This is a genomic window from Rhodococcus artemisiae, assembly GCF_036327795.1.
Taxonomy (GTDB): domain Bacteria; phylum Actinomycetota; class Actinomycetes; order Mycobacteriales; family Mycobacteriaceae; genus Rhodococcus; species Rhodococcus artemisiae.
The window spans coordinates 51,383-64,612 of the sequence record NZ_JAUTXY010000001.1 but is presented as its reverse complement, the minus strand read 5'-3'; the positions used below and the strand labels follow the sequence as shown (position 1 = coordinate 64,612).

General features: G+C 68.2%; 12 protein-coding genes. 11 read left to right on the top strand and 1 reads right to left on the bottom strand.

Translation table 11 applies throughout. The annotated features are described in order from the left end of the window. Window positions 1-50: 50 nt before the first annotated feature. From Q7514_RS00350 to prcA, 5 genes are all read left to right on the top strand, one after another. Window positions 51-455 (top strand): nitroreductase family deazaflavin-dependent oxidoreductase, encoded by a 405-nt coding sequence (locus tag Q7514_RS00350; RefSeq protein ID WP_330131296.1) that lies wholly within the window; start codon window positions 51-53, stop codon window positions 453-455. Between the two features lie 10 nt (window positions 456-465). Continuing rightward, the gene (gene dop, locus Q7514_RS00345; protein WP_330131295.1) at window positions 466-1,959 is read left to right on the top strand and encodes a depupylase/deamidase Dop; all 1,494 of its coding nucleotides are present in this window, start codon (window positions 466-468) and stop codon (window positions 1,957-1,959) included. Between the two features lie 163 nt (window positions 1,960-2,122). Further along, the gene (locus Q7514_RS00340; RefSeq protein ID WP_169690235.1) at window positions 2,123-2,314 is read left to right on the top strand and encodes a ubiquitin-like protein Pup; all 192 of its coding nucleotides are present in this window, start codon (window positions 2,123-2,125) and stop codon (window positions 2,312-2,314) included. Then, window positions 2,311-3,165 carry a proteasome subunit beta gene (prcB, locus tag Q7514_RS00335; protein ID WP_330131294.1) on the top strand — a complete coding sequence of 285 codons (855 nt, stop codon included), beginning with the start codon at window positions 2,311-2,313 and terminating at the stop codon, window positions 3,163-3,165. Before Q7514_RS00340 ends, prcB begins: the two co-directional genes overlap by 4 nt. Beyond that, window positions 3,162-3,926: a proteasome subunit alpha gene (prcA, locus tag Q7514_RS00330; RefSeq protein ID WP_330131293.1), complete on the top strand. Its 765-nt coding sequence runs from the start codon at window positions 3,162-3,164 to the stop codon at window positions 3,924-3,926. Before prcB ends, prcA begins: the two co-directional genes overlap by 4 nt. Here prcA and Q7514_RS00325 read toward each other — a convergent pair. Next, on the bottom strand, window positions 3,911-5,392 hold the full coding sequence (locus tag Q7514_RS00325) for a bifunctional phosphatase PAP2/diacylglycerol kinase family protein (protein WP_408016006.1): 1,482 nt from the start codon (window positions 5,390-5,392) through the stop codon (window positions 3,911-3,913). The genes prcA and Q7514_RS00325 overlap by 16 nt on opposite strands. Before the next feature lie 86 nt (window positions 5,393-5,478). On the opposite strand from Q7514_RS00325, the gene pafA reads away from it, so the two are divergent. From pafA to Q7514_RS00295, 6 genes are all read left to right on the top strand, one after another. Next, window positions 5,479-6,837 (top strand): Pup--protein ligase, encoded by a 1,359-nt coding sequence (gene pafA, locus Q7514_RS00320; protein WP_330131292.1) that lies wholly within the window; start codon window positions 5,479-5,481, stop codon window positions 6,835-6,837. 87 nt (window positions 6,838-6,924) lie between these two features. Further along, the gene (locus tag Q7514_RS00315; RefSeq protein WP_330131291.1) at window positions 6,925-7,971 is read left to right on the top strand and encodes a helix-turn-helix transcriptional regulator; all 1,047 of its coding nucleotides are present in this window, start codon (window positions 6,925-6,927) and stop codon (window positions 7,969-7,971) included. Then, window positions 7,968-8,942, top strand: a complete 975-nt coding sequence (locus tag Q7514_RS00310) for a helix-turn-helix transcriptional regulator (RefSeq protein ID WP_330131290.1) — start codon at window positions 7,968-7,970, stop codon at window positions 8,940-8,942. The genes Q7514_RS00315 and Q7514_RS00310 overlap by 4 nt, the downstream gene beginning before the upstream one ends. A 121-nt stretch (window positions 8,943-9,063) precedes the next feature. Further along, window positions 9,064-9,324, top strand: coding sequence for a Sec-independent protein translocase subunit TatA (gene tatA, locus Q7514_RS00305; RefSeq protein ID WP_054720344.1), 261 nt, complete (start codon window positions 9,064-9,066; stop codon window positions 9,322-9,324). A gap of 101 nt (window positions 9,325-9,425) precedes the next feature. Continuing rightward, window positions 9,426-10,361: a twin-arginine translocase subunit TatC gene (gene tatC / locus Q7514_RS00300; protein WP_330131289.1), complete on the top strand. Its 936-nt coding sequence runs from the start codon at window positions 9,426-9,428 to the stop codon at window positions 10,359-10,361. Further along, a complete protein-coding gene (locus tag Q7514_RS00295) occupies window positions 10,358-13,093 on the top strand; it encodes a DEAD/DEAH box helicase (protein ID WP_330131288.1) in 2,736 nt (911 codons plus the stop codon). Before tatC ends, Q7514_RS00295 begins: the two co-directional genes overlap by 4 nt. Window positions 13,094-13,230 lie beyond the last annotated feature (137 nt).

Genomic DNA, 13,230 nt, shown 5'->3' with positions numbered 1-13,230 from the left:
CACGCCGACCGAGGAGCCGTCATGACGCTCACGCCGACGGAGGAGGCGTCATGACGCTGCCGCGCGCGTTGGCCCGGGCCAATCGGGTCGTCACGAACCGGATCGCGACACCGGTGGCCCGGTATCTGCCGGGCACCGGTGTCGTCGAGCATCGTGGTCGCCGGTCCGGCCGGCAGTACCGGACACCGGTGCTGCTGTTCACCGACGGTGCGCAGTTTCGGGTGGCGTTGACGTACGGCACCGACACCGACTGGGTGCGGAATGTGCGGGCCGCGGGGGGTGCTGCGATGCTGACCCGCGGTCGGCGGGTGCCGGTGTCGGACCCGAGAATCGGCGCTGATCCGCGGGCCGGGTGGGCGCCGTGGCCGGTCGCGGCGGTGTTGCGGCTGATCGGTGCGTCGAGCTATCTGGATTGCACGGCCCGCCGCGCTGGCGCCGATTCGCCGATCACCTAGTCTCGACGGTATGCAGCGGATCATCGGTATCGAGGTCGAATACGGGATTTCGTCGCCCAGTGACCCCACAGCGAACCCCATCCTCACATCCACCCAGGCGGTCCTCGCGTACGCGGCGGCGGCGGGGGTGCCGCGCGCGAAGCGGACCCGCTGGGACTACGAGGTGGAGTCACCGCTGCGGGACGCCCGCGGCTTCGATCTGGGGCGCTTCAACGGCCCGGCACCGGTGATCGATGCCGATGAGGTGGGTGCGGCCAACATGATCCTCACCAACGGGGCGCGTCTGTATGTCGATCATGCGCATCCCGAATTCTCGGCACCGGAGGTCACCGACCCCCTCGATGCGGTGATCTGGGACAAGGCCGGCGAACGGGTGATGGAGGCCGCAGCCAGGCACGCGTCGAGTGTGCCCGGGGCGCCGCGCCTGCAGTTGTACAAGAACAACGTCGACGGCAAGGGCGCGTCCTACGGCACGCATGAGAACTATCTGATGGCGCGGGACACCCCGTTCTCGGCGGTGGTGGCGGGTCTGACCCCGTTCTTCGCGTCGCGGCAGGTGATCTGCGGGTCCGGACGGGTGGGGATCGGACAGTCCGGTGACGAACCCGGTTTCCAGCTGTCGCAGCGCGCCGACTACATCGAGGTCGAGGTCGGATTGGAAACCACCCTCAAACGCGGCATCATCAATACCCGCGATGAGCCGCACGCGGACCCTGACAAGTATCGGCGTCTGCATGTGATCATCGGTGATGCGAACTTGGCGGAGATGTCGACGTATCTCAAGGTCGGCACGACGGCGTTGGTACTCGATCTGATCGAGGGGGGCGTCGATCTGTCGGATCTGCAGTTGGCGCGGCCGGTCACGGCGGTGCACCACATCAGTCACGATCCGACCCTGCGCAAGACGGTGGCGTTGTCGGACGGCCGGGAGGTCACGGGACTGGCGTTGCAGCGTCTGTACCATGAGCGGGCCGCGAAGTTCCACGACGGCACCGATGACGTGCGGGTCGTCGATATTCTCGACAAGTGGGCGATGGTGCTCGATCTGCTCGAGCGGGATCCGATGGAATGCGCGGATCTGCTGGACTGGCCTGCGAAATTGCGGTTGCTCGAAGGGTTCCGGCAGCGGGAGAGTTTGGCATGGTCGGCGCCGCGGCTGCACATGGTGGATCTGCAGTATTCGGATGTGCGTCTCGACAAGGGTCTGTACAACCGGCTCGTGGCCCGCGGGTCGATGCAACGTCTGGTCAGCGAACAGCAGGTGCTCGACGCGGTGGATACCCCGCCGACGGACACTCGCGCGTATTTCCGCGGTGAGTGTCTGCGCCGGTTCGGTGCCGATATTGCGGCGGCGTCGTGGGATTCGGTGATCTTCGATCTCGGCGGTGAGTCCCTGGTGCGGATCCCGACTCTCGAGCCGTTGCGGGGCAGTCGCGCGCATGTCGGGGAGCTTCTGGAGACGGCGCAGTCGGCGGCGGAACTGGTCGATCAGCTCACTCACTGACCGTCGGATCACGCCGCAGGAGTGGGGTGCTGCCGCGGCGACACGCGCCGGGACGCCACGCGCAGTGGCGTCTGCTCGGTAGTGTGGAGATCGATGTCGTGGTGTGCGGCACGGTCGCCGACCGGGGTCGTGTGCCACTCGAGTGCAGGAGGAGGTCGCGGCTATGGCGCAGGAGCAGACCACACGCGGTGGCGGCGGAGACGACGACGAGGTCACCGGCGACGGCGGGGCAGGGCAGGAACGCCGCGAGAAGCTGGCCTCGGAGACCGACGATCTCCTCGACGAGATCGATGATGTGCTCGAGGAGAATGCGGAGGACTTCGTCCGGGCGTATGTGCAGAAGGGTGGCCAGTGACAGCGGACAGGTCCTCGCTTCCTTACCGAGAGGTGCAGGGGCGCCTGCACCTCGCGTCCCCTCTGTCGTCGTTCACCGATCATCTGCGGGCCTATGCGCCGGAGTTGTTGCCGGAGAATCGGTTCGCACGTGAGCTGGGTAGCTTCGGTGAGCTTGCACCGCACGGCACCACCATCGTGGCGGTCGCGTTCGACGGTGGGGTGATCCTCGCCGGTGATCGGCGGGCCACGATGGGCAACATGATTGCGTCACGTGACGTGGAGAAGGTGTTCGTCACCGACGCGTATTCCGCGGCGGGTATCGCCGGTACCGCGGGGCTGGCCGTCGAGATGGTGCGGTTGTTCGCGGTCGAACTCGAACACTACGAGAAGATCGAGGGTGTGTCGCTGACCTTCGACGGCAAAGCGAACCGGCTCGCGTCGATGGTGCGTGGCAATCTCGGTGCGGCCATGCAGGGTCTTGCGGTGGTGCCGTTGCTCGTGGGGTTCGATGTGGATGCGCCGGACGTGCGTCGTGCGGGGCGGATCGTGTCGTACGACGTGGTCGGTGGCCGCTATGAGGAACGTGCCGGTTATCACGCGGTGGGTTCCGGGTCGGTGTTCGCGAAGTCGGCTCTCAAGAAGCTCTACCGCGCCGACGCCGGCGAGGCGACCGCGCTGCGCACCGCCGTCGAGGCGTTGTACGACGCGGCCGACGACGATTCGGCGACCGGCGGACCGGACACGACCCGCGGAATCTATCCGACCGCGGTGGCGGTCACAGAGGCCGGGGCGGTCGTGGTCCCGGAGGCGGATCTGGCGGAGTTGGCGCAGGCAATCGTGGTCGACCGTACTGCAGGAGGTGCCCGATGACGTTGCCGTATTATGCGTCCGCCGAGCAGATCATGCGTGATCGCTCGGAGTTGGCCCGTAAGGGCATCGCCCGAGGGCGCAGTGTGATCGCGTTGATCTACGCGGACGGTGTGGTGTTCGTGGCGGAGAATCCGTCGAAGGCGCTGCACAAGATCAGTGAACTGTACGACCGGCTGGGGTTCGCCGCGGTCGGTAAGTACAACGAGTTCGAGGCGTTGCGGCGCTCCGGGATCATGCGCGCCGACATGCTCGGCTATTCGTACGATCGGCGGGATGTGACGGGCCGGTCGCTCGCGAATGCGTACGCGCAGACCCTCGGGACGATCTTCACCGACCAGCCGAAGCCGTATGAGGTGGAGATCTGTGTCGCGGAGGTAGGTCAGGCAGGCGGCAACGAATCGGCGCAGCTGTATCGCATCACCTACGACGGGTCGATCGTCGACGAACCGCAGTTCGTGGTGATGGGCGGCAACACCGAACCGATCCTGACGGCGGTACGAGAGTCGTACCGTCCGGGTCTGGCATTGGCGGACGCTGTGCAGGTGGCTGTGTCCGCGCTACAGAAGGGCACCTCCGCAGGGGCGGATTCCGCGGGCCGGGTCCTCGGTCGCAGTGAGCTCGAGGTGGCGGTGCTCGAGCGGTCCCGGCCGCGGCGCGCGTTCCGCCGGATCTCCGGTGCGGTCCTCGACGCGCTGCTGCCCGCCGCCGCGACCCCGGACGTCCCGAAGAACGACGGCGACCCCGATCAGGGTGCGAGCTGAGCGTCCGGTAGCCGGTACACGGTCACAGCCGACGGCACCGCCTTCACCTCGAAGGCGGTGCCGTCGGCTGTGACCTCCCCGTCGGTCGCCAACGCCACCGGCGGCCCGTCGAGGTGTACCGACAGCGAGGTGACATCCCGCTGCCGGTACACAGCGCTGGCGCCGAGGGTGCCGGTGGCCGCGGCGAAGAACAGTCGGGTGCGTGACCAGCGTCGATCCGCACGGAGGTAGCGCACATCGAGGGTTCCGGCGTCGAGCGCGGTCCGCGACATCGGCACTTGGTCGGTGGGCCGGTAGTGGCCGTTGCCCACGAACAGCAACCACAGCGCCATGTCGGTGCCGTCGACCCGCGCACGGATCGGTTCGGCGGTGGCGAGGACCGTGATCATCGCGGCGGCGGCCGCGGGCCATTTCCCGATCCGTGGTTGCCACTTGTCTCGTAGCCGCACCGAATCCGGGTAGCCGCCGAGGCTGGCGGTGTTGACGAAAACCTGCTCGCTGGGCCCGTGGGGGCCGTGCACGGTCACCGCCCCCACGCCGACGCGCGCCGCATGCCCGTCGGTCACGGCCCGCACCGTGTCGTCGAGGGTGCCCGCGCCGACGTCGAGCGCGAAATGGTTGAGGGTGCCGCCGGGGAATACCGCAAGCGGCAGATCATGACGGTGGGCGATCGCGGCGACGGCCTGCACGGTGCCGTCCCCACCGCACACACCCAGCGCCTGCGGTCGTGTGGTGCCGACGAGCTGCTCGAGCCATCGGTCGAGGTCGGTGTCGGCTTCGAGTGCGGCGATGTGGGCGTGCGGCAGCCGGTCGGCGAGTTCGTCGGCGGTGCCGGTGCCGGTGCCGGATTGTGGATTGACCACCACCAGCAGTCCCGCACCGGCGGGCAGTGCCGGGGCGTCGGCGGCGGTGTCGGCGCGGGCCGGTTCGTCGGCGCGGACCGCCCACCAGCGCCGGGTGGACAGTGCGACCGCCGAGCCGACGGCGGCTCCGAACAGCACGTCACCGGGCCAGTGCACCCCGGTATGCACCCGTGAATAGGCGACGAGCGCCGCGAGGGGGGCCAGGGCGGCACCCGCGACCGGTGATTCGAGTGCAACCCCCGTCACGAACGCGGCCGCGGAGGCGGAATGCCCGGATGGGAACGACGACGACGTCGGGATCGGCACGAGGCGCCGCGCAAACCGCGGATCGGTGCGGGCCGGAGGCCGTCGGCGCGGCAACAGCGGTTTGAGGATGCCGTTGGCCAGTGCGCTGGCCCCGGCGACCGACGCCAAACCGCGCACTGCGCCGCGGCGGGCACGACCCCCGCACAGCACGCACACGGCGGCGCAACCCATCCACAGGACACTGTGGTCGGCGCTGCGGGTCAGCCGCCGGAAGAGCGGGTCGACAGCGGTGGGGACACGGTCGGTGAGTGCGAAGAGCGCGTGGTCGGCCTCGCGGGTGTGTCGACGGAAGGTCACAGCTGGACGCTGACGGAAGGTCACAGCTGGACACTGTAGATGCGTTGCACCCTCTCGGTGTTACGTGCGCGCGGTACTGTCGAAGTGTGCAGCGACGAATCATGGGTATCGAGACGGAGTTCGGCGTCACCTGCACCTTCCACGGACATCGCAGGCTGAGCCCGGACGAGGTGGCCCGCTATCTGTTCCGGCGGGTGGTGTCGTGGGGTCGCAGCTCGAATGTGTTCCTTCGGAACGGGGCGCGCCTGTATCTCGATGTGGGTTCCCACCCGGAGTACGCGACCGCCGAGTGCGACGATCTGCTTCAGCTGGTCGAGCACGATCATGCGGGGGAGCGGGTGCTCGAAGATCTGCTCGTCGACGCGGAGGAACGCCTCGCCGAGGAAGGCATCGGCGGCGACATCTATCTGTTCAAGAACAACACCGATTCGGCCGGGAACTCGTATGGCTGCCACGAGAATTTCCTGGTGGCGCGGGTCGGGGAGTTTTCGCGCATCTCCGATGTGCTGTTGCCGTTCCTGGTGACCCGGCAGCTGATCTGCGGGGCCGGGAAGGTGTTGCAGACACCGAAAGCGGCCACGTTCTGTCTGTCGCAGCGCGCCGAGCACATCTGGGAGGGTGTCTCGTCGGCGACGACCCGGTCGCGGCCGATCATCAACACCCGCGACGAGCCGCACGCGGACGCCGAGAAGTATCGGCGGCTGCATGTGATCGTGGGCGATTCGAACATGTCGGAGACCACGACGATGCTCAAGGTCGGGTCGGCGTCGTTGGTGCTCGAGATGATCGAGGCCGGGATCTCGTTCCGCGATTTCGCGTTGGACAATCCGATTCGCGCGATCCGGGAGGTCAGTCACGATATGACCGGGCGGCGCCCGGTGCGTCTGGCGGGGGGCCGGCAGGCCAGTGCCCTCGACATCCAACGCGAATACCATGCGCGGGCGGTGGAATATCTGCGGCACCGCGAGCCGGATGCGCATGTGGCGCAGGTGGTGGACCTGTGGGGCCGGGTGCTGGACGCCGTCGAATCGCAGGATTTCGCGAAGGTCGACACCGAGGTCGACTGGGTGATCAAACGCAAACTGTTCCAGCGGTATCAGGATCGCTACTCCATGGAGTTGTCGGATCCGAAGATCGCGCAGCTCGACCTGGCATATCACGACATCAAACGCGGTCGGGGTGTGTTCGATCTGTTGCAGCGTAAGGGGCTGGCGACGCGGTTGACCACCGACGAATCGGTGGATCGGGCGGTGGAGACACCGCCGCAGACGACTCGCGCGAAGTTGCGTGGTGATTTCATCGCGGCGGCGCAGGAGGCGGGCCGGGATTTCACGGTCGACTGGGTGCATCTCAAGCTCAACGATCAGGCGCAGCGCACCGTGTTGTGCAAGGACCCGTTCCGGTCGGTCGACGAGCGCGTCGATCGGCTCATCGCCTCGATGTAGCAGCGACCCCGACGAACGAGACGGCCACTGCCCCGCCCGCACGGATGCGGGCGGGGCAGTGCGCGTCGGGGGCATTAGGGTTGGCCCGTGGCGATTTCGAAAGTCGAACGGTTGGTCAACCTGGTCATCGCGTTGCTGTCCACCCGTCAGTTCCTCACTGCGGAGAAGATCCGGGCTTCGGTGGCGGGCTACGCGGAGTGCGCGAGCGACGAGGCGTTCAGCCGCATGTTCGAACGCGACAAGAACGAGCTGCGCGACCTCGGGATTCCGCTCGAGACGGGGTTGGCGTCGCGGTATTCGACCGTCGAGGGTTATCGGATCAACCGGGATGCCTATGCGTTGCCGGAGATCGAGCTGAGCCGGGAGGAGACAGCCGCGGTGGCCGTCGCCGCGGCGTTGTGGGAGTCACCGGAGTTGACGTCGGCGGCGCAGGGGGCGTTGCTCAAGTTGCGGGCGGCCGGGGTGCAGGTCGATGCGGACCCGGCGGGCACGGTCACGGCGATCCCGGCGCGGGCCCGCGGTTCCGAACCGGCATTGCAGAAGTTGCTCGCCGCCGTCGATGAGCGGCAGGCGGTGCAGTTCGAGCATCGCAGTGCCCCCACCGATCCGTGGACGGTGCGCACCGTCGAACCGTGGGGTGTGGTGACGGTGCACGGCCGCTGGTATCTGGTCGGGCACGACCGGGACCGCCATGCGACCCGCACGTTCCGCCTGTCGCGGATCTCCGATGAGGTCACCGGGGTCGGGGAGCCGGGTGCGGTGCAGATCCCGGAGGGGGTGGATCTGCGTGCCCGGGTGCTCGCCGCGACCCGCCCCGGTGATGTGACCGGGTCGGCGCGGGTGTGGGTGGCTGCGGGGCGGGCGTACGAGGTGCGCCGGCTCGGCCGTGATCTCGGGCCCCGGCCGGTCGGTGGCCGCGACGGCAGTGTGTTCGAGGTGCCGCTGCGTGCCGGGGAGTGGATCGCCCGCACCCTCGCCGGTCAGGGTCCCGACGCGCTGGTGCTCGACCCACCCGAGTTACGCGACGAGGTGCGGCAGATCCTGAGCTCGGTCGCTGCCGGTGGCGCCACCGCACACGACAGGGCAGCGGACGAGAGTGCGGGGGACGACACCGTGGGGGAGGAACGTCGATGAGCAGTACCCGACTGGCCGGGCGGTTGACCCGGCTGCTGAATCTGGTGCCGTATTTCACGGCGCGACCGGGGATCAGTGCAGCCGACGCCGCCCGCGATCTGGGGGTCACGCCGAAACAGATCATGGACGATCTCAATCAGCTGTGGGTGTGTGGGCTGCCGGGCTATGGGCCCGGTGATCTGATCGACCTGTCGTTCTCCGAGGAGAGCATCGTGGTGACGTTCACCGCGGGCATCGACCGGCCGCTGCGGTTGACCTCGACGGAGGCGACGGTGCTGCTCGTCGCGCTGCGGTCGTTGCTCGAGATGCCCGGCGTGGTCGATCCGACGGCGGCACAGAGCGCCATCGCCAAGATCGAGGCGGCCGCCGGGAGCGCCGCGGCGGGGCCCGCGGCCGCGGCCGATCCGGTTCCCGACGATCCCGTCGCCGCGCGGATCCGCGATGCGGTCCGCGACGGGCGTGCGGTGCACCTGACCTACTATTCGGCGTCCCGCGACACCGTCTCCGAACGAGACGTCGACCCGATCCGCATCGTGCTGATCGACGAACACACGTATCTGCAGGCGTGGTGCCGCACCGCCGAGGGAGTGCGGCTGTTCCGGTTCGATCGGATCGATGCCGCCCGAATCCTCGACGAACCCGCGCGGCCCCCGCAGCGGGCGCTCGACGACGACGAGCACCTCGAACTGTTCGCCGGGGACCCGTCACTGCCGGCCGCTCGATTGTGGATCGCCCCGACGTACACGTGGCTGCTCGACTATTACCCGCTCACCGATGTGAGGCTGCTCGCCGACGGCAGTTGCGAGGCGGTGCTGCGCTTCGCATCTCCGGAGTGGCTGGTGAGGCTGGTGGTGGGATTGGGTGCCGGAGTGAGTGTGCTCGGCCCGCCCGCACTGCGCGACGCCGTGCGCGCACGGGCGGCCGCCGCACTCGATGCCTACGACGTACTCGGAGATGACGCCGCCGGATGACCCGGGCCGATGCCACAGTCGTGTGAACTCTGCACTAACAGTGTGTGGAACCGCTTTCGTGTGGCCGCGGGTGTGCTTCGGTCCGGTAGCATCATGCAGAGCCAATCAGTGGAGGTTGTAAATGGGTGCAATGAGCCCGTGGCACTGGGCCATCGTCGCGTTGGTCGTCATCATCTTGTTCGGCTCGAAGAAGCTGCCGGATGCCGCACGCGGTCTGGGCCGTTCGCTCCGGATCTTCAAGAGCGAAGTCAAGGAGATGCAGAACGACGACGCTCCGACGACGGCTGCGCAGCCTGCGCCGAACCCGTTGCCGGCCGCGGTGGAGCCGACGCAGCAGATTCCGACGCAGCAGGCCCCTCAGCCCGACCAACGGTCGGCCTGACCGACGTTCTCGCCACCGGGGCACCCGCGAGGTGTCCCGGTTTCCGCTGATCCCAGTGCCCCACCGCGGTGGTGGCCCTGACAGGAGCTGAGACCCGAACCGTGCGCATCCCGTTCGATCCACGCCGCAGTCGGCGCAAGACAAATCCCGACGGCAATATGTCGCTGGTCGAGCATCTCTACGAGTTGCGCACACGGCTGCTCATCGCCGTTGCCGCGGTGATCGTCACCACCATCGCCGGGTTCTTCTGGTACAGCCACGGCCCGTTCGGCACGTCGAGTCTCGGTGAGATCCTCCTCGAGCCGTACTGTTCGCTGCCGGCCGCGTCCCGCGCCGACATCAGCAGCGACGGCGGCTGTTATCTGCTGGCCACCGGCCCGTTCGAACAGTTCATGTTGCGGTTGAAGGTCGCGGCGACCGCCGGTGTGGTGCTCGCCTCCCCGGTGTGGCTGTATCAATTCTGGGCGTTCATCACCCCCGGCCTGTATTCGAAGGAACGCCGCTACGCGGTCGGGTTCGTCACCTCCGGCGCGGCACTGTTCATCACCGGTGCCGTCCTGGCGTATCTCGTGGTCACCCACGCGTTGTCGTTCCTGTTGACCGTCGGCAACGACGTGCAGGTCACCGCGCTGTCCGGCTCCGAATATTTCGGCTTCATGATCAACCTGCTGGTGATCTTCGGGGTGTCGTTCGAGATTCCGCTGGTGCTCGTCGCGCTCAACGCGGTGGGGATGCTCTCCTACGAGAAGCTCAAGGCGTGGCGCCGCGGCCTGATCATGGCGGTGTTCGTCTTCGCTGCGATCGCGACGCCGGGCCAGGATCCGTTCTCGATGCTCGCGTTGGCGTTGGCACTGACGATCCTGGTGGAGTTCTCCATCCAGATCGCGCGCCTGAACGACAAGCGCCGCGCCCGCAAGGCCCGCGACGAGGGTTGGGGTGATCTCGACGACGAGGAGGGTTCGGCGATCCCGAAGCCGACTCCGGTCGAGAAGCCGTCCTCGGCTCCAGCACCCACCGACTATTCCGACACGCTGTGACGGGCCCCGCCGATACACCTCGGGCGGACGCGGCGGCACCACAGCTGGATGCTTTCGCTGCCGGTCTGGCGTTTCCGCTGGATCCGTTCCAGCAGCAGGCGTGCCGCGCGCTCGAGGGCGGGCATTCGGTGCTGGTGTGCGCCCCGACCGGCGCCGGGAAGACCGTTGTGGGGGAATTCGCGGTGCACTTGGCCCTCGAGGCCGGCACCAAATGCTTCTACACCACCCCGATCAAGGCGCTGAGCAACCAGAAGTACGCGGATCTGTGTGCTCGGCACGGCAAGGACGCGGTGGGGTTGCTCACCGGCGATCAGTCGATCAACCCGAATGCGCCGGTGGTGGTGATGACCACCGAGGTGCTGCGCAACATGCTCTACGCGTCGTCGACGACGCTGATCGGTTTGAGTCATGTCGTGATGGACGAGGTGCATTTCCTCGCGGACCGGTTCCGCGGCGCTGTGTGGGAGGAAGTGATCCTGCATCTGCCGGAGGATGTGCGGCTGGTGAGCCTGTCGGCGACGGTGTCCAACGCCGAGGAGTTCGGTGAGTGGATGACCACGGTGCGCGGCGACACCAGCGTCGTCGTCGACGAGGTGCGCCCCATCCCGCTGCATCAGCACATGATGGTCGGGCCTCGCCTGTACGACCTGTTCGACGCTCGCGCCGAACCCGCCGACACTCCCGCGACCGAGCGGCGCCGCGGGGTCGTGGTGGATCCGGAGTTGGCGGCGCAGGTGCGGCGCCGCGCGAGCATCGACGGTGACCGCTGGCAGTCCCGCGGGCGGGGCACGTTCCGGCCGATTCCCCGCCCCGATGTGATCGCCCGGCTCGACGCCGAGGGATTGTTGCCGGCGATCACGTTCGTGTTCTCCCGTGCCGGCTGCGACGCGGCGGTCTCGCAGTGCCTGCGGTCCGGGCTGCATCTGACCACCGATGAGGAAGCCACCGAGATCCGGCAGATCGTCACCGAGCACACCCGCGAGTTGCCGCGCGCCGATCTCGAGGTGCTGGGGTTCGCGTCGTGGCGTACCGCCCTCGAACGCGGCATCGCCGCGCATCATGCGGGGATGTTGCCGGCGTTCCGGCACACCGTCGAGGAACTGTTCGTGCGCGGGTTGGTGCGTGCGGTGTTCGCTACCGAAACCCTCGCCTTGGGCATCAACATGCCGGCGCGCACGGTGGTGCTCGAACGGTTGGTCAAATACAACGGGGAAACCCACGCCGAGCTCACCCCCGGCGAATACACGCAGCTCACGGGCCGGGCCGGGCGTCGCGGTATCGACGTCGAGGGACACGCGGTGGTGCTGTGGCAGCCGGGCGTGGAACCGGCCGCCGTCGCGGGTCTGGCCTCGACACGCACCTTCCCGCTGCGCAGTTCGTTCCGTCCGTCGTACAACATGGCGGTCAACCTCATCGACGCGGTCGGGGTGGAGCGGTCCCGCGCGCTGCTGGAGATGTCGTTCGCGCAGTTCCAGGCCGACAAGTCGGTCGTCGGCGCCACCCGCGGCATCGAACGCAACGAGGCGCAGCTGGCGAAGATGCGTGAGCAACTCGGCGGCGCCGACAGCGAGATCTTCGATTACGTGCGGCTACGGGCCGAGCTGACCGACGCCGAGCGGCAGCACGAGCGGAAGAAGCGGCAGGATCGTCGGCAGGCGTCGGTCGAGTCGCTGGTGGCGTTGCGTCCCGGCGAGATCGTCGCGGTCCCGGCGGGCCGCCGCACCGGGTTGGCGGTGATCATCGACCCGGACCATGACGTCACCGATCCGCGTCCGTATGTGGTGACGGCCGACGGTTGGTCGGGTCGGCTCTCGGCCGGGGATTTCCCCACCCCCGCGGTGGTGCTGGGACGGTTGAAGTTGCCGCGGCACGCCGATCCGCGCACCGGACGCGGCCGACGGGACATCTCCTCGGCGTTGCGGTCGAAGGGGCTGGTGCCCCCGCGGCGGGCGAAGCGGTCCCGCGGCGGCGGCGGCGACACCCGCGAGATCGACGCGTTGCGCCGTGCGCTGCGCACGCATCCGGCGCGGGAGAACCCGGATGTGGAGGCGTTGGCGCGGGTCGGGGAGCGCTACAACCGCTTGCTGCGCGACATCGAGCACCAGCGACGTAAGGCTGCGGCGACCACGGATTCGTTGGCGCGCACATTCGAGCGGATCGTGTTGTTGTTGTCGGAGCGGGGTTATCTGACGGGTGGGGAAGATCCGGCGACGACCGAGGCGGGGGGACGCCTCGCCCGGATCTACACCGAATCGGATCTGCTGGTCGCCGAGTGTCTGCGCACCGGGGTGTGGGCGGGATTGTCGCCGGCGGAGCTCGCGGCGGTGGTCTCGACGGTGATCTTCGAGTCGCGGGGCGACGACGTGCCGGACGTGCGGGGCCCGACCGGTCCGATCCGGCGGGCACTGGCCGATACGGTGCGGTTGTGCGATGAGCTGCGGGCCGATGAACTGCGGCACCGGCTGCCGACGACCCGCGAACCGGATTTCGGGTTCGTGACTGCTGCGTACACGTGGGCGGGTACCGCGTCGTTGACGGAGTCGCTGCTGGCGGCCGTTGCGACGGGCACCGAACTCTCGCCCGGTGACTTCGTGCGGTGGTGTCGGCAGTTGATCGACCTGCTCGACCAGATCCGCACTACGGCACAGGATCCGGCGTTGGCGAAGGCGGCGGGACGCGCGGTCGGGGCGATCCGCCGGGGGGTCGTGGCCGTCGATGCGACCGCGGCGTGAGCGGCGGTGTGACCGGGTCGGCGACGCGGGGCGGGTCTCCCACTGGCCCGGTATGTGTGATTTGATACGCGCGCTGCCACACGGGGGACCGATCGCTGGTGAGCATTACGCTGAACCTATGAACGATGGCGAGTGGA

Coding starts and splice junctions, on each gene's coding strand:
- Q7514_RS00350 (WP_330131296.1), top strand. CDS start 51: ATGACGCTGCCGCGCGCGTTGGCCCGGGCCAATCGGGTCGTCACGAAC.
- dop (WP_330131295.1), top strand. CDS start 466: ATGCAGCGGATCATCGGTATCGAGGTCGAATACGGGATTTCGTCGCCC.
- Q7514_RS00340 (WP_169690235.1), top strand. CDS start 2,123: ATGGCGCAGGAGCAGACCACACGCGGTGGCGGCGGAGACGACGACGAG.
- prcA (WP_330131293.1), top strand. CDS start 3,162: ATGACGTTGCCGTATTATGCGTCCGCCGAGCAGATCATGCGTGATCGC.
- Q7514_RS00310 (WP_330131290.1), top strand. CDS start 7,968: ATGAGCAGTACCCGACTGGCCGGGCGGTTGACCCGGCTGCTGAATCTG.
- tatA (WP_054720344.1), top strand. CDS start 9,064: ATGGGTGCAATGAGCCCGTGGCACTGGGCCATCGTCGCGTTGGTCGTC.